Genomic DNA, 18,621 nt, shown 5'->3' with positions numbered 1-18,621 from the left:
GTGCGGGCAGCCACCCTTGGGTATTGTCCCAAGGAAAACTCCGATGTCCCTCTCCGACCTGACTTCGCTCCCCGGTGTCACTGCGACCCCGGACGCCGTCACCCATGGCTACGTGTTCAACCACACGATGATCCGCGTGCGCGACCTCGACGTGTCGCTCGACTTCTATACGCGCGTCCTGGGCTTCACCCCGGTGTACAGGCACGTCTACGAGGAAGCCGCGTTCACCATCGTCTACCTGGTGCTGGTCGGCGATCGCAGCCAGATTCCGGATAACGACGAAGAGCGCAAGCGCTGGGTGCTGGCACAGCCGGGCGTGCTCGAGCTGACGCATAACCATGGCACCGAAAAGGATCCAGAGTTCGCCTACCACAACGGCAACAGCGAACCGCGCGGCTTCGGTCACCTGTGCGTGAGCGTACCCGACGTCAACGCCGCATGCGCGCGTTTCGAAGAGCTCGGCGTCACCTTCCAGAAGCGCCTGAGCGACGGCCGCATGCGTCATATCGCATTTATCCGCGATCCGGATCAGTACTGGATCGAGATCCTTCAGCCGACGCCGCTCGCCGTCTGACGAGCACGCCCGATGCCGACGAACCTGCCACCCATCACCCGCAATCTGCTGATCGCGAACGTCCTCGTCTTCATCGTGCAGACGCTGCTCGGCGACGACAGCACCATGGCGGTGAGCCGATGGTTCGCGCTGTGGCCGATCGGTCACGACATCGCGGTGGACATGGGGGGCGGGGATATCGCCGGTCTCGGGTTTCGTGCGTGGCAGCTGGTGACCTACGGCTTCATGCATGGAAGCGTCATGCACATCGTGCTGAACATGTACGCCTTGTACATGTTCGGCGGCCTGATCGAGCGGGTGATGGGGAAGCGGCGCTTCGTCATCTATTACTTCACGTGCCTGATCGCGGCGGCCGTGGCGCAGCTGGCGGTGGTGTACTTCTTCGAGCCGGAGAAGATGTTCCCGACGGTGGGTGCCTCGGGCGCGGTGTTCGGTCTGCTTGGCGCGTTCGCGATGTTGTTCCCCCGCGAGAAGCTGATGTTGATTCCGATTCCGGTGGGCATTCCGGCGTGGCTGTTCGTCACGCTTTACGGTGCGGCCGAGCTGATTTTTGGCGTGACCGGCACGGTGTCGGGTGTGGCGCATTTCGCCCATCTGGGTGGGCTCTTTGCGGGGCTGGTCCTGCTTTGGGCGTGGGGAGTGAGGCCGCCGCCGCGGCGGGCTTTTTAGGCTATTGAGGTCGAGGCATGGGCTCCCTTGCGTCGAGGCATGGGCGCCGTTGGGTGCCATTCTCGTCGCTAAGTCCTCCTCCGGCCTTCGCCTACGTGCGGAATCGCTCCGAGAACGACACCCAACGGCACCCTCCGACTCGTGAGGTTGCGGGTTGGAAGAGCGACGATCACGAGCGATAAGCACGAGCACTAGGCGCAAAGCGGTGCATCGCGCCAATGGATGCGTGGATTGTCGATCGCCGAGCGCTGCGCGGCCTCAGGCTCTGCTCTTCCGTCAAGTACACGGTCGCGCTGGGAGGGAGTGGTTGGCTGCCGTTCCTGGAGCGCTTCCGCACGAAGGCGAAGGCCGTAGGAGGACTTAGCGACAGGAACGGCAGCCAACCGCTCCCTCGCCCCACGGCGCCAGCCCCAACGCGATGGCGAAGCCGAGCCCCCCGCAGTGAACCTGCGAAGGACCGGCACAGACGTACTCAACGCAGCGCGAGGAAGTCCGGGCTGACCACGAAGCGCACAGCATCCAGACGGAAGCGTGCTTCGGGAATCGCCGCCAGCAACGCATCGCGCTCGGCCTCGACCGCTTCCAGCTCCGCGTCGGTGATCGACGGATTCACCGCGTGCAGCGCGACCAGGCGTGCGTACTCGCCATCGAGCTCTCGTCGCGCCGCTTCCATGGCCTCGAGCTTGATCACTTCCGCACGTGCCTCGGCGAGATCCTGCGCACGCTCGAGCATCGGCGGCACCAGCTTGGAAAGGAACTTGCGATAGCGCGCGACTTCGATGTTGCGGTCGGGCGCACGCCGCATTGCGACATCGCTGGGGCGGAAGCCGGCGCGCTCGCTGAGCTTCGTATCGACCGTGAGTGCCAGCGGCGTGGTCGGCAGGAAACGGCCCGGATCCAGCGTGCGATCGGCGACGATCTCGAGCACGAACACCGTCTGCAGCAGTGCGGTACGCACGGGCAAGGCATCGTCGACGAGGAAGGCCGCGTTGCCGTTGTCGCCGGTGACCAGCAGGTCGACCGCGGCGAGCACCATCGGGTGATCCAGGCGCAGTAGCGGCAGATCTTCGCGGGCGAGAGCGACCTCACGCGAGAAGGTCACCGAGAGCGGGCCATCGCCGAAGCCGGTGAGGCCATCTGTCGAGAGATACTGCGGATCGAGCAGCACGATGTCCCTCGCGAGTTCCTCGGCGTGCACGCCGTAGGTCTCGAACAGGCGCTGGATGAACGTGTCGCGTGCCTCGTCGTCGTCCTCGGCGGCGAAACTGCCGGCAAGGTCGTCGGCGTGCGGATCGCGGCTGGCCGCAAGTTCGAGCAGGTGGTCGCGACCGGCGTGAATGAGGGCGGACAGCTCCTCGTGCGCGCCACGCGTTTCCGCGATCAGCGCGTCGAGCTCCTGGTCGCGGGCGTCGTCCTCGCGGGCATGCTCGTCGGCCAGCGTGGCCAGCAGCTTGCCGAAGCGGCGCAGCAGTTCACGGCCGTCGGCGGGGCTGGAGCGAAAGGCGTCGAGCCCCTCGTCGTACCACCGCGCGAGGATGTGCTGCGCGCTCTGCTCGACCACCGGTACGTGGATGCTGATGTCGTGCTTCTGGCCGATACGGTCCAGACGGCCGATGCGCTGTTCGAGCAGGTCCGGATCCAGCGGCAGATCCCACATCACCAGACGGTGGGCGAACTGAAAATTGCGGCCCTCCGAACCGATCTCGGAGCAGATCAGCAGGCGCGCGCCATCGGGCTGGGCGAAGAACGCGGCATTGCGGTCGCGCTGGACGATGCCGAGGCCTTCGTGGAAACGCGCCACGCCGACGCCGCTCTTCGTACGCAGCGCCTCTTCGATCGCCAGCACCTTGGCCTGGCTGCGGCAGAGGAGCAGAAACTTATCCGTGGGATGCGCATCGAGCAGGCTCAGCAGCGCGGCCAGACGCGGATCGTCGTGGTAGTCGAATTCGTGCAGGGTGGGTGGCTGCTGAAGGTCCGACCGGAATTCGGCGAGCAGGGCATCGCGACGGCCTTCGTCGAGGCTGTCCGGATCGAGCACGCGGATCTGCGGCACACGGTGCGGAAAACCGCCGATGCCGGCGCGTCGGTTGCGGAACATCGCGCGGCCGGTGCCGTGACGATCGATCAGCGCGGCAAGGAGCTCCTCATTCGCGTCGTTGCGATCGACCAGCCCGAGCAACTCACGGTCGCCCTTGAAGCGGGCCTTGAGCAGGTCGCGGTGCGCATCGCCCAGCGGCTCACCCGCGACGAGCACGTTGGCGATTTCAGACAGCGCGCCGTAGCCCTCGGCTTCGGCAAGGTAGCTGTCCAGATCGCTGTAGCGCTGCGGATCGAGCAGGCGCAGGCGGGCGAAATGCCCGGCGCGGCCCAGCTGTTCCGGTGTCGCCGTGAGCAGGATGACACCCGGCGTCGCGGCGGCCAGTTCCTCGACCAGGCGATAACGCGGGCTGGCGCCCTCCGGCGTCCACTCGAGATGGTGAGCCTCGTCGACGACGATGAGGTCCCAGCCGGCTTCCGTGAGCTGGGCGGCCCGCTTGGGTGACGACTCGAGGAAGGCGAAGTCGGCGATGACCAGTTGCTCGTCCTCGAACGGATTGCGCCCGTCGTTCGACTGCTCGATGGCCTCGCAGCGCTCCTCGTCGAAAATCGAGAACGAGAGGTTGAAGCGGCGCAGCAGCTCGACGAACCACTGGTAGACCAGGGTCTCGGGGAGCAGCACCAGCACACGGCCGGCACGACCGGCGGCCAGCTGGCGCGAAAGGATCATGCCGGCTTCGATGGTCTTGCCCAGGCCGACTTCGTCGGCGAGCAGGACGCGTGGGGGCCGACGCGCGGCGGCGATACCGGCCACGCGCAGCTGATGCGGGACCAGGCCGATACGGGCCGATTCCAGGCCCCAGGCGGGCGAGCGGCGCGCGTCGGCGCGACGACGCAGGGCCTCGAGGCGGAGGTCGAAGCGATCGTTGGTGTCAGTACGACCGCCGATCAGACGATCGTCGGCCTGGGAATGGGCTTGCTCGTCATCCAGCTGGCCTTCTTCGAGCTCGCGACCTTCGCCGCGATAGACGAAGAGACCTTCACGCTCGTCGATACGTTCGACCAGAAAAGCGATGCCCTTCCCGGAAACGCGTTGGCCGGCGCGGAATTCGGCGCGGATGAGGGGTGCGCTGTCCGATGCATAGGGGCGCAGGACGCCCGCCTTGGCGAACAGAACCTGCACACTGCGTCCCTCGACGCGGAGAATGGTGCCGAGGCCGAGCTCGGGCTCGGCGGTGGAAATCCAGCGTTGACCGGGTTGGAACATGCTAGGGGAGCCAAGGACTACAAGGGGGCGTTGATTATCCGCCCCCGGGGCCCCGATGCCTACCTTTTACGCCTCAGGTCTCGGCCCAGCGCCGCAAAAGGTTGTGATAAACGCCTGTCAGTTGGAGGATCGCGGCCTGATCCGCGCCCGCGGCGGAGAGGGTGCGGATGGCGGTGTCCATCTCGAGCAGCAAGCGGCGGCCACTGTCGTCACGCACGAGGCTCTGGATCCAGAAAAACGACGCGATGCGCGCTCCCCGTGTGACCGGGGTCACGCGATGAAGGCTGGACGACGGATACACGATGGCATCGCCGGCGGGCAGTTTGACCTCGTGCTCACCGTATGTGTCGCTGACGATCAGCTCGCCACCGCCGTATTCATCGGGATCGGCCAGGAAAAGGGTGCATGAGATGTCGCTACGGACATGCTCCTCGCCGCGCCCGGTCGACATCACCGCGCCATCGATATGAAAACCGTATTCGCCGCCGCCTTCGTAGCGATTGAAGCGCGGCGAGATCGTGCGCAACGGCAAGACCGCCGCATGATAAAGCGGGTGCCGTGTCAGCGCCGCGACCACCTGGTCGCCCAGTTCGCGCCGCAAGGGCGATGCGTCGGGCAGTTGCAGGTTGCGCTTGACCTTCGCACCCTGCGGACCGACGGTCTGGCGACCGTCGGTCCATTCGGCTTCCGCCAGTGCGGCGCGCATCCCCGCGACCTGTTCCCTGGTCAGGACTTCCGGGATGTGCAGCAACATGACGGTTTCCTCGATCGATCAGAAGCGGACGTTGGCGGTGAGCATCGCCGAGCGCGGTGTACCCGGAGTGTAGCGGTAGCCGCTCTTGTTGATCGCCGCGACGTAGTTCTTGTCGAACAGGTTGTACACGTTCAGCTGCAGATCGAAGTTGCGGTTGATCGGGTAGCTGGCCATCGCGTCGAACACCCAGTAGGCCTTGGTGTATTGCGGCGTGCCGACCGCACCGTCCGTGCCGCGCTGCAGTTCGCCGGAGTAACGCGCACCGCCGCCGATCGTCAGGTTGAAGGGCAGGTGGTAGGTGGTCCACGAGGTGAAGGCTTTCTTCGGGGTATACGCCAGATCGTCCGAACCGTTCTGGGTGACGTTGGCACCCTTCTCGACGGTGGCGTCCATGGTCGTGAAGCCGGCACTGATCGCCCAGTTCTCGGTCAGCTTGCCGAGGGCGGAGATCTCGATGCCCTGCACGCGCTTCTTGCCGATCTGGTAATACAGCAGGTCGGTCGGATCCTGCACCAGTTCGTTGGTGACGGTGGTGCGATAAAGCGCGCCGGTCAACAGCAGCTTCGAGTCGAGCAGATCCCACTTCGTGCCGATCTCGGCGGTGCGCGCCTTCTGCGGATCGAAGTTCGGGTTGTCCGCACTGTTCGCCGACGAAGACAGCGTGAGGGTGTTGCCACCCGGCGGCTCCTGGGACTGGGCGAAGTTGACGTAGATGCTGCCATTGGCGGCGGGCTTGTAGAGCACACCGACCTTGTAGTTGACCAGGTTGTCGCTCTTGCTGGTGTCGACGCCCGGCAAGACACTGCCGGTGGGCAGGGCACCGCAGACCGGGCCGCCACGACCGCCACAGACCACGAGACTGCTGAAGTCGGTCTTGTAGTGATCGAAGCGGACGCCTGCGTTGACCTGCCAGCTTTCGCCGAACTTCACGGTGTCAAAGACATACGCTGCCGCGGTGTTGGTCTTGCCGCCGGACGAGGCGCCCGTTTCGCCATAGCGAAGGCCACCGACGTTCGAATACGGCTTATACAGATTCGCCGCGGGCCATGTGCTTCCCGCGCGGGCGCCCATGCCGATCGTGCGGGCTTCCTCGTTGGTGAGCTCGATGCCCGTGCTGATGTCCTGTGTCACCGCGCCGGATTCGATCGTCGCCGTCAGGTTGGTCTGATTGGTCGCGATACGGTTGGTCTGGTGCTTGAACGTCGGTGTGCTGCGAGCCAGCGTCCAGGTCGAGGGATCGGTCGCGTTCGGCGTGAGCAGGTTAGCGGTCGAACCCATGAAGGAGGTCAGCAGATAATCCTGCGTCGTGCGGCCCCAGCGTGACGTATTGTGCAGCGCGATCTTGTCGCTGAAGTCGTGCTCGACGATGACCGTGAACATGTCCTGCGTGTCATGGTCATGGTCCTGATTGGTACCGTAGTAATTGTCCTCGTCGACCTTGCCGGCGCTGGTGAGGAAAGCGCGGGTATCGGGCGAGGTATAACCGGGCAGGCCGATGGTCGGGACGCCGCCATCGGGAACGTTGTTCTGCTTGATGTGCAGGTAATCGATGTATACGCGCGTGGGGGTGCCGAGGCCGAAGGCCAGCGACGGAGCGATACCCCAGCGGTTGTTTTCGATCCGGTCGCGACCCGCCACGTGGCTCTTCTGGTCCATGACGTTCAGGCGGAACGCGCCGGTATCGCCCATCTGCTGGTTCAGGTCGGCCGTGCCACGCCGACGCTGGCCGCTGCCCATCTGCACGGAGCCGGACACGCCGTTACCGAGTACGGGCTGCTTGGTGACCAGATTCACCGCACCGGTCGGCGCCGTACGGCCGTATTCCGTGCCGTCCGGACCCTTGGTGACTTCGACCTGTTCGATATTGAACACGTCGCGCGACACGGTGCCGAGGTCGCGCACGCCGTCGACGAAGATGCTGCCCGACGTATCGAAGCCACGCATGTAGATCGAATCGCCCGTATTGGTCGAGCCGTTCTCGCCGACGTAGAACGTGCCCACGCCCGGACTGTTGCGCAGCGCTTCGGTCAGCGTGGTGGCGCCCTGCTGCTGGATCAGCTCGCGGTTGATCACCTGCACGGTCTGCGTCGTATCCAGCAACGACTGGGTGAATTTCGGCGACGAGACCTTGTCCACGCGGTAGTCGCTGGAACGATCCGCCTCGACCTGCATGCCGGGAAGCGCCTGGGCGTCGTTGACCTTGGCCTGCTGCGGCGGGGCGACATCCACGGAAGCGTCGCTGGCGATGGCGCCATGGGCGAGCGAGAGGAGAACGGCGGCGCCGACGGTTCGTGCGGCGGGAGCGGCGTGCTTGCGGCTCTTGATGAAGGCCATGATGATCCTTGCGAGGCTTGGACAAAAAAGTCCGGACCCGTCGCGCGCACGAACTCGCCCGTCGCGAGTCATGGACTCACGTGAGATGCTGGTCGTTGCCCCTGATCGGTGGCGGTGCGCGGGACTTAACCCGGTATGCGCCGCATCGTAAACTTAATGAGAACGATTCGCAATGCTAATGCGAGCTTTAGCCAAGTCGATCGAGGCGAAGCCGCATCCTGTCGTCATGGAGTCGGGCCATCGCTCCATAGGCGGTACCCACCGCGGCAAGGCAACTGGCTCCCGTTAACAGGATCAGCAGCAGAATCTGGTATTTCACCGCATCCACCGGATCGGCACCGGCCAGCAGCTGACCGGTCATCGTCCCGGGCAGGGTGATGACGCCAGCCGCGGCCATCTGGTTGATCACCGGCACCATGGCCGCGCGGATCGATCGTCGCAGCAGCGGTGCGCTGGCGGAGCGAAACGTGGCCCCAAGCATCAGGTGCGCTTCGATCGCGTCGCGCTGATGGCGGACGTTGTCCAGTACCCCGGCCAGCGCGATGCTTGCCGCATTGAGGATGCTGCCGAGCAGGATCCCCACCAGTGGAATCGCGTAGCGCGGGTCGTACCACGGCTGCGGACGAATCGCGGTGAGCAGGGCGAAGCACGTGGTGATCAGGACCACGCCTAGCACGTGAGGCAAGGCGACCACGACGTTGCCGCCGCGGAGACGCCGTACCGGCCGTACGGCCACTTCCCGGACCGCGACGAGTGACATCGCCAGCACCAGCACCGCCGTAAGCCAGGGCGAGTGTTCCGCGAACACATAGCGCAGCAGGTAACCGACGGCTACGAGCTGGACGGCCATACGCACGGAGGCGACGATCAGCGCGCGATGAAAGCGCAGGCGCAACGCGATGGACAAGGCCGCGTCCGCGACGAGCAGGAGGGAGGCCAGGGCGATATCGCCGGCATGCAGTGAGAGAGGCGACGTCATGCGGTGAGCACTCCGCCGATCTGCATTTTCAACGCGCGATCGCCCACACGTGCCGCCTGCGCGGCGTCGTGGGTGACCCAGATCACCGTAGCCCCGCCTGACATCCGTCGCGAGATGACGGTTTCCACCGCCCGGGTGGACGCGGGGTCGAGGGATGCGGTGGGTTCGTCGAGCAGGAGCAAGCGCGGCTCGGCCACCAGTGCACGGATCAGGGCGAGGCGCTGGCGCTCGCCGGTGGATGCCTCCTCGATGGGGCGTTCGAACAGGCGCTCAGGCAGGAACAGCTCCGCGGCCAGGCGGCGGTACGTCGCGTCAGCGCCAGCGGGAAAGTGCTCGCTCACGTTGTCGGCCCACCATCCGCTGCGAGCCGGAACGAATCCCGCACGCCGCCGCCACTCCGCCGCCGGCAGCGACGCCTGCTCGACCCCCTCGAAGCTGACCGCGCCCTCGTGAGGGTCGAGGTCGGCGAGCGTGCGCAACAGCAGCGTTTTTCCCGACCCCGAGGCGCCGGTGATGGCGAGGCACTGCCCGGTCGGCACCTCGAACGAGAAGGGGCCAGCGTGCACGCTACGCAAGCCTTCGACGAATAAGCTCATGCGACAACCTTTGTGAACACCGTTGGTTTCGCGACCAAGGTCGCCTGCACCGCTTAGCTGAGCCTTAGGTGCCTCTACTCAGTGACGCCTAAGGTAGCCCTTCGGATAATGCGCCGGGGTTGCCGGAAACGTGGGTGCCTCGCCGCGCACGGATGCGATACCAGAATCTCAGTGCGCTACCGAGGACGTACAACGTGAACATCATCGTGGTCGAGGACGACGCCCGGCTCGGCGCAGCCATCAAGCGCGCGCTGGAGCATCTGGCGTATACGGTCACGTGGCTGCGCACGGGCGCCGAAGGCCTGGAGGCGCTGCGCAGCCAGTCCGTCGATCTGGTCCTGCTCGACCTCGGGCTGCCGGAAAAAGACGGCATCGAGGTGATCACCGAGGCCCGCCGGCTGAAGGTAAAGACGCCTATTCTCGTCATGACCGCGCGTGACAGCGTGGAATCGCGCGTGCGCGGGCTGGACGCGGGCGCCGACGACTACATGACCAAGCCGTTCCATCTCGACGAGCTGGCCGCACGGATCCGTTCGCTGGCGAGACGCGCGCAGGGCCTCGCGGACAATCAGCTTGACGCGGGTGCGTTGTCGCTCAACCTGAGCACGCTCGAGGTCACCTTTCAGGAGCGTCGTGTCGAACTCACCCGCCGCGAGTTCGCCCTGCTGCGCATCCTGATGGAGCGGCACGGCAAGATCGTCCGCCGGGAATCGATCGAGAGTTCGGTCTACGGGATGGAGTCGGACGTCAGCCCTAATGCGCTAGAAGTGCTTGTGCATTCACTGCGGCGGAAACTCAGCCCCGAGGCGATCCAGACCGTGCGTGGGTTTGGCTACATGGTGCCGCGAGACCTGACATGAGCCAACGCGGCATCGCATCGCGGTTGCGCTGGTCGATCGGCCTGCTCGCGGTGGCGGTGCTCATTCCGATGGGCTGGTTCGCGGCACGGCGCACGCTCGCCGATGTCGACGCGCTATGCGACGCCCGGCTGGCTCAGGCGGCGCTGGGCATGGACGCGATGATCGCGCAGACGGGTCTTGCGCATATCGAGGTGGCGCACGACAGTCAGTCGTTGCCCGATGTGCCAGTCACAGGACATCTCGGAGAGACGCCGACCCATGAGGTCGAGGTGGGCTATCAGGTACTTGGCGCCGATGGCCGTGTGCTGCTGGTTACCGAGAACATGCGCGCGCTGGGTGCGCCGCCGGAAGGCGATGGTGCTTTCGGCGACGTGCACATCGATCGCCGCCACTGGCGCCTCTACACGCATCGGGATTCCGCCCGGGGCATTACGGTCACGGCGGGTGAGCGCTACGACAGCCGGCGTGACGTGCTGCGTGCTCTGTGGATCGAGCACGCCTTGCCGTTGTTGTTGGGTATTCCGTTGCTGGCAGTGGCGGTGCGCTGGTCGGTGCGACGTGCGCTGCGGCCGCTGGATACGCTGACTTCCCTGCTGACGATCCGCACGGCATGGAGTCGCGACACGCTGTTGCTCGCCGGAGCGCCCGAAGAAATACGGCCCATCGTGGAATCTCTGAACACACAGTTCCGCCGGATCGGTCATGCCCTCGAGCGTGAGCGACGTTTCAGCGCCGACGTCGCGCACGAACTACGTACGCCGCTCGCTTCGACCATGATCAATCTCGACAGCGCGATCGCGGAAAAGCGAGGCATGAGAGCGGCCGCCTCGCTTCCGGACGCCTATGCCAGCCTGCAATCGCTCGCTCGACGCACCGATCAGCTGTTGCTGCTGGCGCGACTCGACGATGCGGACGATATGCCGCGTGGCCGGGTCGACCTTTGCGCGGCCGCGCGGGCGGTCGTCGACGAGTTGCGCGCGACGGCTCGCGTGGACGCGCGGCATCTCGACGTGTCGGTACCGACCTTGCCTGTCTGGCTTGTAGCGCATGGACCCGCACTCGATGCGTTGATGCGCAATCTTGTGGAGAACGCCCTTCGGCATGCACCGGCGGGTGGACATGTATGCCTGACCGTGAAGCAGGATGCGAAGGCGACGGTGATCGAAGTCCGCGACGACGGTCCGGGAATTCCTCCGGAACGACGTGAAGCGGTGTTCGAACGGTTTCATCGTGAGGCGGCCAGCCTGGGCGATGGCTTTGGTCTCGGCCTGTCGATCGTGCAGCGGGCGGCGCGGCTGCACGGCGCAAGCGTCGATCTGCTCGACCCACCGGATGGGCCCGGACTACTCGTCAGGGTCGGCTTGCCCCATTGAGCCTCGGCGAGCCGGGCGCGAAGGCTAAGCTGCCCTCGCAGCACGACATCGTGCATTCCCGTTCCCATGCGCCCGGGCGCACGGACGTCGAATCGTCATCCCACGGACAGCAAGGCATAAGGTTGCTGCGGCATCGTTGGCGGCAGACTTCCAGAGAGTTCGCCCATGCCTCCTGTCGCGTCGCTGTCATCGACCACATCGAACGAGCCGTCTCGCACGCCCATGCACGGCAACGCCGCGCTCTGGCGTCGCCGGGTCGCGGCCTGGCTGGCGCGGCACCTGGTCGCTCCGCCGAAAAACCTCGTTGGCGCCGGACAGCTTCCCGCCTCGGGCATCCAGCGCATTCTGGTCTGCCGTCCCAACCACCGGCTTGGTAATACGCTGCTGCTCACCCCGCTGCTGGTCGAAATCGAACGTCGTTTCCCGGGCGCTGAAGTGGATCTGCTCTCCGCCGGTCCCGCGGCGCACTCGGTGTTTCGCGGGTTCGACATCGTCGGTGACTGCATGACCCTCGATCGACGCGCGGCGCGGCGCCCCCTCGCCACGATCGGCGCGTTGCGCAAGCTGCGCTCGCGTCGCTATGACCTGGTCATCGACGCGGCGGCGGGGTCGTCATCCGGGCGTATCGCCAGTGCCATGGCGAAGGCTCGTTTTCAGTTACGTACGGACGCCATGCCGAACGAGGGTCCGGTGACGCACCTCGCGGCACGGCCGGTGCAGGCGTTGCGCTGGGCACTGGGTGCCCGTGGTGAGGGGGAGGTTCCGTTGCTCGATGTCAGGCTGACCGATGCGGAACGTCGCTGTGGGCACGACGCCCTCACGCGGGTGCTTCGCGATGCCAACGAACGCGGCCCGCCGGTGATGGCGATCTTCCCGAACGCGACTGGCTCGAAGCGCCTGCCGACCGACTGGTGGAGCGATTTTGCGAACGAACTGCTCGCACGCATCGGCGATGTCTGCATCGTCGAGCTCGTATCCGCCGATGGTCAGTCGCGCCTGGGTGGCGGCTATCCCACGTATTACACGAGCGATCCGCGCAAGCTCGCCAGCTTCATCGAAGCCGCCGGAACCTACATCAGTGCCGACTGCGGCGTGATGCATCTGGCGGCCGCTACGAACGCGACCACCGTCGGTTTATTCGGGCCTACCGACCCGGGGCGTTATGCGCCGTACGGGCGTAACAACGCCGCCATCGCCTGTGATGACGGGTGTCCGCGACACGCGGCGACGCGAACGGCGGCGCATCTGCAACGTCGCCGTTCGCCATAAAAAAAGCGCCGCACTCTTGTGCGGCGCTTTCGTTTTCAGATCGCGTAATCGAACCGACTTACCAGATCTTCACCTGCTTATCGCCGGCGCGGACCATCTTCGCGCCCGGCTTGCACTGGAACGCCGTCGCGAACGATTCCATGTTCGACGGAGCGCCCATGGCGCGCAGCGAGGCCGGTGCGTGCGGGTCGACGTTGAGGTACAGCATCGCCTGCTTCTCGCGGACGCTGCCGCGCCACACACGGGCCCAGTTGAGGAAGAAGCGCTGGTCCTGGGTGTAGCCGTCGATCTTGGACTCGGCTTCCTTCGGGTTCTTCTTCAGGGCTTCCTGCAGCGCGTCGTATGCCACGGCGGTGCCGCCCAGATCGGCGATGTTCTCACCGAGGGTCAGCTTGCCGTTGACGTGCAGGTCCGGCTTGTCCTTGATCGGCGCGTACTCATTGAACTGGTTGACCAGCTTCGCGGTGCGCTCTTCGAACTTCTTCTTGTCGGCCGCGGTCCACCAGTTGCTGTTGTTGCCTTCGCCGTCGAACTGGCTGCCTTCGTCGTCGAAGCCGTGGCTGGCTTCGTGACCGATCACGGCACCGATACCGCCGTAGTTGATCGCGTCGTCGCCATTGGCGTCGAAGAACGGCGGCTGCAGGATCGCGGCCGGGAAGTTGATCGTGTTGTCGGTCGGGTTGTAGTAAGCGTTGACCGTCTGCGGGGTCATGCCCCACTCGAGGCGGTCGGTCGGCTTGCCGATCTTGGCGATGTCGTAGTGGTAGTTGAACTTGCTGGCGGCTTCGACGTTACCGAAGTAGTTTTCGCCGGACACGTCCAGGCCCGACCAGTCGCGCCACTTGTCCGGGTAACCGATCTTCGGCAGGAAGGTATTCCACTTGGCGATGGCCTTCTGCTTGGTTTCGTCGCTCATCCAGTCGAGCTTCTCGATGCGCGCCTTGAGGGCGTTGCGCACGTTGTCGACCAGTTCGTTGGCGCGCTGCTTGGCTTCCGGCTTGAACACCTTGGCCACATAGAGCTGGCCGAGGCCTTCGCCCATCGACGAGTTGACCGTGCCGAGCACGCGCTTCCAGCGCGGCTTCTGCTGCGGCTGACCGGCGAGTGTCTTGCCGTAGAAGTCGAACTTGTTGTCCTGGAAGGCCTTGGACAGGTACGGCGAGGCGCCGTCGATGGCGTGGAAGCGCAGGTAGGCCTGCCACGTCGACACCGGCGTGGACGCCAGCATCTTGTCGAACTCCTTGAAGAACTTCGGCTGCGACAGCGAGAAGCCCTTGTCGACCGTCACACCCTGGGTGGCGAAGAACTTCTCCCAGTTGAAGTGCGGGGTGATCTTGTCCGCGTCGGCGACGGTCACGAAGTGGTACTGGTTTTCCGGGGTACGCAGTTCGACCGGCGCGAGCGAGGCGGCGGCGAGCTGGGTTTCGAACTTCATGATCGCGTCGGCCTGGGTCTTCGCGTCGGCATCGGAGACGCCGGCGAGGGTCAGCGTCTTGACGATGTAGTCGACGTAAGCCTTACGGTTATCCGCCTGCTTCGGATCGGTGTAGTAGTCCTTGGTCGGCAGACCCAGGCCATCCTGCTGCGCGAAACCGATCTGCGTCTTGGCGTTCTTGAAGTCGGCGCCCGCGCCGAAGCCGAAGACGTAGCTGTTGCCATCATTGAAGCTGGCGTCGAGGAAATCGGCGATGTCCTGCGGCGACTTCAGCGCGTCGATCTTGGCCAGCTCCGGCTTGAGCGGCTCGATGCCGGCCTTCTCGATGGCGTCCTCGTTCATGCCCGAGCGATACAGCAGGCCGATCTTCTGCTCGATCGAGCCGGCGGTGGCGCTGGCGGCGCCCTTGTCCATCGCATCGACGATTTCGTGCTGCGTGTTCAGGCTGTTCTCGGCCAGCTGGTCGAAGGCGCCCCAGCGGGTGCGGTCGTCCGGAATCGGGTTGGCGGCCACCCACTTGGCATTGACGAAGCCGTTGAAGTCGTCGCAAGCGTCGATGCTGGTATCGATGTCGGCCACGTTGAACGTGGGGCCGGCCGGTGCGGCGGCGGTCGTCGCGGCCGACGCGGGCGCGGGCGCGGCCGTGGTCGACGGGGACGGGGTGTTGCCGCCCGGGACGGCGGTATCGGCGTCGTTGTGCTTGCTGCAGGCGGTGCCGGCGAGCGCGATGGTCAGCGCCAGGGCGAGCGGCTTCAGGTACTGCTGGGTCATGGGTGTCCCTCTGTGAAAGTGGCTACAACGGTGCCCCCGGGCACCGCACTCCCCGAGGATAACGGCTGGAGGGCGGCGGCAGGGCCAACCGTGACGAAGGTCATGGTTCAGTGAACTTCGCAAGTTCTCGCGAGCCAGTGACCCCGGACTGTCACAGGCGGTTCGCAGAATCGGCAGGACCGCATGACAGGGGATGCGGCCCACCCACGCAATTCGGACGTCTACACCGAGGAGCTACGTCATGCGCAAGTTACTGGCCGCGGGCATTGCCTGCGTGCTCACCCTGTCCGGTGCGTCGATCGTCGTCGCGCAGCAGACCGACCCCGCGGAAGCGGCCTCGGCCACGGAAGCCCTCGGCTTCGGTTTCGGTCACGGTGGCCACGGGAGCGATCCGCGCACGGCCACCCCGATCAGGCACGTGGTCGTGATTTTTCAGGAGAATGTCTCCTTCGACCACTATTTCGGCACCTATCCGTTCGCCGCCAATGCGAAAGGCGAGCCCGCGTTCTACGCGCGGCCGTTCACACCGCCGGTCAACGGTCTGACGCATCGCCTGTTGACCGATAATCCCAACGCCAGCAACACAGCCAACGCGGATGCCGCCATCAATCCGTTCCGCCTGACCCGCGCGCAAGCGGCGACGGCCGATCAGGACCACGGCTACACATCGGAGCAGCGGGCCTTCCACGGCGGTCGCATGGACCTGTTCCCGCTGTACACCGGTCGCGGCGAAACACTGCCTGATGGCGACGCGGCGGAAGAGGGCAAGGGCCAGGTCATGGGTTACTACGACGGCAACACGGTCACCGCGTACTGGAATTACGCGCAGAACTTCGCGATGAGCGACAACCACTATGGCACCGGGTTTGGCCCGTCCACGCCGGGTGCGGTCAACCTCATCGCCGGCCAGACCGCCGGCGTAACCGACACGCTCAATGGTACCGGTGCCGAGACCGACGACGGTCACGGCGGTCTGACGATGATCGGCGATCCCGATCCCATCGGCGATGTCTGCTCGTCGCCCACGGCCAATCAGGTGACGATGGGCGGTCGCAACATCGGCGACCTGCTCAACGAGCGCAACATCACATGGGGCTGGTTCCAGGGCGGTTTCGACCTCACCCGGACCAACGCCGACGGCAGCACGGGCTGCACGCGTCGCCACCTGTCGAGTGTGACCCACACCACGTCCAACGATTACAGCCAGCATCACGAGCCGTTCCAGTACTACCCGTCCACCGCAAACCCGACGCATGCGCGTCCTACCTCGGTGGCGACGATCGGCAAGACCGACGCAGCCAACCATCAGTACGATATCGAAGACTTCTACGACGCGCTCGATGCGAACAACCTTCCGGCGGTAAGCTTCCTCAAGGCACCGGCGTATCAGGACGGCCATGCGGGTTATTCCGATCCGCTCGACGAACAGGCCTTTGTCGTCCACGTGATCAATACCCTGCAGCAGAGCGCCGAGTGGAAGGACACGGCGGTCATCATCGCCTATGACGATTCCGATGGCTGGTACGACCACCAGGCGCCGCCGCACATGAACGCATCGGTCGGCAGCACCGACGCGCTGGACGGCGACGGTGTGTGCAAGGGCCATGGCACGCTGCCGGGCCTCGATGGCAGGACACCGGCGCAGGGCCGTTGCGGTTTCGGTCCGCGCCTGCCCTTGCTGGTGGTGTCCCCGTGGGCGCGCGAGAACATGGTCGATCACAGCGTTACCGACCAGAGCTCGATCACGCGCTTCATCGAAGACAACTGGCTGTCGGGCAAGCGCATCGGCGGCGGATCCACCGACGCACAGGCCGGTCGCCTGGACGGCATGTTCGATTTCTTCCTGCCGCGTCTGTTCGATCGCAAGCTGATCCTCGACGAGTCGACCGGTCAGCCGAGGCAGGCGGGCGGTGGTGGCTGGCCGCACTGGCCGTTCGGGAACGGTGGGCATGGTTGATCGCCGCCGGTTCCTGACCACGGCGGGCTGGGCGGCCGCGGCGGGGTGGATCCCGTCGCGGCTGCTCGCGCATGACATGCACGGCATGCAGGCCGCGCCCGCCGCGAAGGTGGGCAACAACCTGTGCATGCACACCATGGGTGATACGACGCGGATGCCGGGTCTGGTCGATCCGGGCAAGCTCGCCGCCTTTGTCGATCCGCTGCCGTTGCCCGCGACATTGCACGCCGGGAAGGGCAAGCCGCTGCACGTCCGCATGGCCGAGACGACGCAGAAGCTGCACCGCGATCTGCCGCCGACGACGCTATGGACGTACGGCGGCAATTATCCCGGGCCGACGATCGAAGCCCGTACGGGTCAGCCGGTGGATGTGGTCTGGGAGAACGCGCTGCCGACGAAGCATTTTCTGCCGGTGGATCACGCGATCTGCGGTGCGGAGGCGGACAAGCCCGAGGTGCGTGCCATCGTCCATCTGCATGGGGCCAGGGTGCCGCGCGCGGACGATGGTTTTCCGGAGGACTGGTACGTCCCCGGCAAGTCACGCAAGCACCATTACGCCAACGTCCAGGATGCTTCGACGCTCTGGTATCACGATCACGCGATGGGCATCAACCGGCTGAACATGTATGCCGGGCTGATGGGTCTGTACCTGTTGCGCGATGACCATGAGCTGTCGCTTGGCTTGCCCTCGGGCGAGCAGGAGTTGCCACTGGTGTTTGCCGACCGATGGTTACGTACGGACGGGCGGCTGTACTACCCGGATTCCGGCGACGCGAATGCGCCGTGGGTGCCCGAGGTGTTCGGCAACCTCACACTGGTCAACGGTGCGATCCTGCCCCGGGCCGACGTGCAGCCGCGTCGTTATCGCCTGCGCGTGCTCAATGCCGCCAATGGGCGGTTCTATCATCTGCGCTTTCGCGACGGCAGACCGTTTCAGGTGATCGGATCGGACCAGGGGCTGCTTGCCGCGCCGGCGACGGTGAAGTCGCTTTTTCTCGCACCGGGCGAGCGTGCGGACCTCGTCGTCGACTTCGCTTCGTTGCGCGGCGCCAGCGTCGAGCTGATGAACGATGCGCTGCCGCTGATGCGTTTTGCCGTGGGGCAGGGCGAAGTGCGGGACGTCAGTCGGGTACCGGACGTGCTGCGCGAACTGCCGCGTGTCACTGAAACCACGGCTTCGAGGTCACGCGAGCTCACGCTGGACGAATACAGCGACTGCGTCGCGACGCCGATGTTGATGCTGTTGAACGGCAAGCGCTGGCACGACCCGGTGACCGAGACGGTGAAGCTGGGCACGACTGAGATGTGGAATCTGGTGAACCTCACCGAGGACACGCATCCGATCCATCTGCACCTCGTTCGTTTCCAGATTCTCGACCGGCGGCCTTATGACGTCGACGAGTACATGGAGAAGAAGACGATCCGCTACGTCGGGCCGGCGCAGGAGCCGCCGGCGCATGAACGTGGCTGGAAGGATGTGGTGCAGGTGTATCCGGGGATGATTACGCGGATCGTGGCGACCTTCGATGGCTATGCCGGGCGTTATGCATGGCATTGCCACCTGGCGGAGCACGAGGCGAATGAAATGATGCGACCGTTCGAGGTAGTGGTGTAGGAGCGGGGGGGGGGGGGGGGGCGGGGGGGGGGGGGGGGGCCGCCCCGAGCGCGCGCCCCCACAAACAGCTGGGGGTGGTGGGTGTGGGGGGGGGCGCACGCCCCCCGCCCACACGCACCCACCCCAAGCAA

General features: G+C 65.4%; 13 protein-coding genes. 7 read left to right on the top strand and 6 right to left on the bottom strand.

Going from position 1 to position 18,621, the window contains the following annotated elements:
• The first annotated feature begins 43 nt into the window (after positions 1 to 43).
• Together gloA and J2X57_RS08390 are read left to right on the top strand one after the other, a co-directional pair.
• Positions 44 to 574, top strand: a complete 531-nt coding sequence (gene gloA, locus J2X57_RS08395; protein WP_090356062.1) for a lactoylglutathione lyase — start codon at positions 44 to 46, stop codon at positions 572 to 574.
• Positions 575 to 586: 12 nt separating this feature from the next.
• Positions 587 to 1,243 carry a rhomboid family intramembrane serine protease gene (locus J2X57_RS08390; protein WP_079522681.1) on the top strand — a complete coding sequence of 219 codons (657 nt, stop codon included), beginning with the start codon at positions 587 to 589 and terminating at the stop codon, positions 1,241 to 1,243.
• A 472-nt stretch (positions 1,244 to 1,715) separates the two neighbouring features.
• On the opposite strand, the gene rapA is transcribed toward J2X57_RS08390, so the two are convergent.
• The 5 genes from rapA to J2X57_RS08365 form a co-directional block, all read right to left on the bottom strand.
• Positions 1,716 to 4,547, bottom strand: coding sequence for an RNA polymerase-associated protein RapA (gene rapA / locus J2X57_RS08385; RefSeq protein ID WP_309865757.1), 2,832 nt, complete (start codon positions 4,545 to 4,547; stop codon positions 1,716 to 1,718).
• Between the two features lie 73 nt (positions 4,548 to 4,620).
• Positions 4,621 to 5,301 carry a Fe2+-dependent dioxygenase gene (locus J2X57_RS08380; RefSeq protein ID WP_309865754.1) on the bottom strand — a complete coding sequence of 227 codons (681 nt, stop codon included), beginning with the start codon at positions 5,299 to 5,301 and terminating at the stop codon, positions 4,621 to 4,623.
• 18 nt (positions 5,302 to 5,319) lie between these two features.
• Positions 5,320 to 7,635, bottom strand: coding sequence for a catecholate siderophore receptor Fiu (locus J2X57_RS08375; RefSeq protein ID WP_309865751.1), 2,316 nt, complete (start codon positions 7,633 to 7,635; stop codon positions 5,320 to 5,322).
• A gap of 187 nt (positions 7,636 to 7,822) precedes the next feature.
• Positions 7,823 to 8,614, bottom strand: a complete 792-nt coding sequence (fetB, locus tag J2X57_RS08370) for an iron export ABC transporter permease subunit FetB (protein WP_309865749.1) — start codon at positions 8,612 to 8,614, stop codon at positions 7,823 to 7,825.
• Complete coding sequence (locus J2X57_RS08365; protein WP_309865747.1) at positions 8,611 to 9,210, bottom strand: ABC transporter ATP-binding protein; 600 nt, start codon at positions 9,208 to 9,210, stop codon at positions 8,611 to 8,613. Before J2X57_RS08365 ends, fetB begins: the two co-directional genes overlap by 4 nt.
• A gap of 194 nt (positions 9,211 to 9,404) precedes the next feature.
• Here J2X57_RS08365 and J2X57_RS08360 point away from each other — a divergent pair, with 194 nt between their 5' ends.
• From J2X57_RS08360 to J2X57_RS08350, 3 genes are all read left to right on the top strand, one after another.
• Positions 9,405 to 10,070, top strand: coding sequence for a response regulator (locus J2X57_RS08360; protein WP_036118228.1), 666 nt, complete (start codon positions 9,405 to 9,407; stop codon positions 10,068 to 10,070).
• Positions 10,067 to 11,443, top strand: coding sequence for an ATP-binding protein (locus J2X57_RS08355; RefSeq protein ID WP_309865743.1), 1,377 nt, complete (start codon positions 10,067 to 10,069; stop codon positions 11,441 to 11,443). Before J2X57_RS08360 ends, J2X57_RS08355 begins: the two co-directional genes overlap by 4 nt.
• Before the next feature lie 165 nt (positions 11,444 to 11,608).
• The gene (locus J2X57_RS08350) at positions 11,609 to 12,712 is read left to right on the top strand and encodes a glycosyltransferase family 9 protein (protein ID WP_309865740.1); all 1,104 of its coding nucleotides are present in this window, start codon (positions 11,609 to 11,611) and stop codon (positions 12,710 to 12,712) included.
• A 58-nt stretch (positions 12,713 to 12,770) separates the two neighbouring features.
• Here the strand turns inward: J2X57_RS08350 and J2X57_RS08345 are convergent, their stop codons facing one another.
• Entirely contained in the window at positions 12,771 to 14,918 is a 2,148-nt protein-coding gene (locus J2X57_RS08345; protein WP_309865738.1) for a M13 family metallopeptidase, read from the bottom strand.
• A 241-nt stretch (positions 14,919 to 15,159) separates the two neighbouring features.
• Here J2X57_RS08345 and J2X57_RS08340 point away from each other — a divergent pair, with 241 nt between their 5' ends.
• Entirely contained in the window at positions 15,160 to 16,875 is a 1,716-nt protein-coding gene (locus J2X57_RS08340; protein WP_309865735.1) for an alkaline phosphatase family protein, read from the top strand.
• Entirely contained in the window at positions 16,868 to 18,490 is a 1,623-nt protein-coding gene (locus J2X57_RS08335) for a multicopper oxidase domain-containing protein (protein ID WP_309865732.1), read from the top strand. Before J2X57_RS08340 ends, J2X57_RS08335 begins: the two co-directional genes overlap by 8 nt.
• Positions 18,491 to 18,621 lie beyond the last annotated feature (131 nt).

Source organism: Luteibacter sp. 1214 (genome assembly GCF_031455395.1).
GTDB lineage: Bacteria > Pseudomonadota > Gammaproteobacteria > Xanthomonadales > Rhodanobacteraceae > Luteibacter > Luteibacter mycovicinus.
The sequence above is the reverse complement of the archived record's forward strand: the minus strand, read 5'-3'. Positions and strand labels throughout refer to the sequence as shown.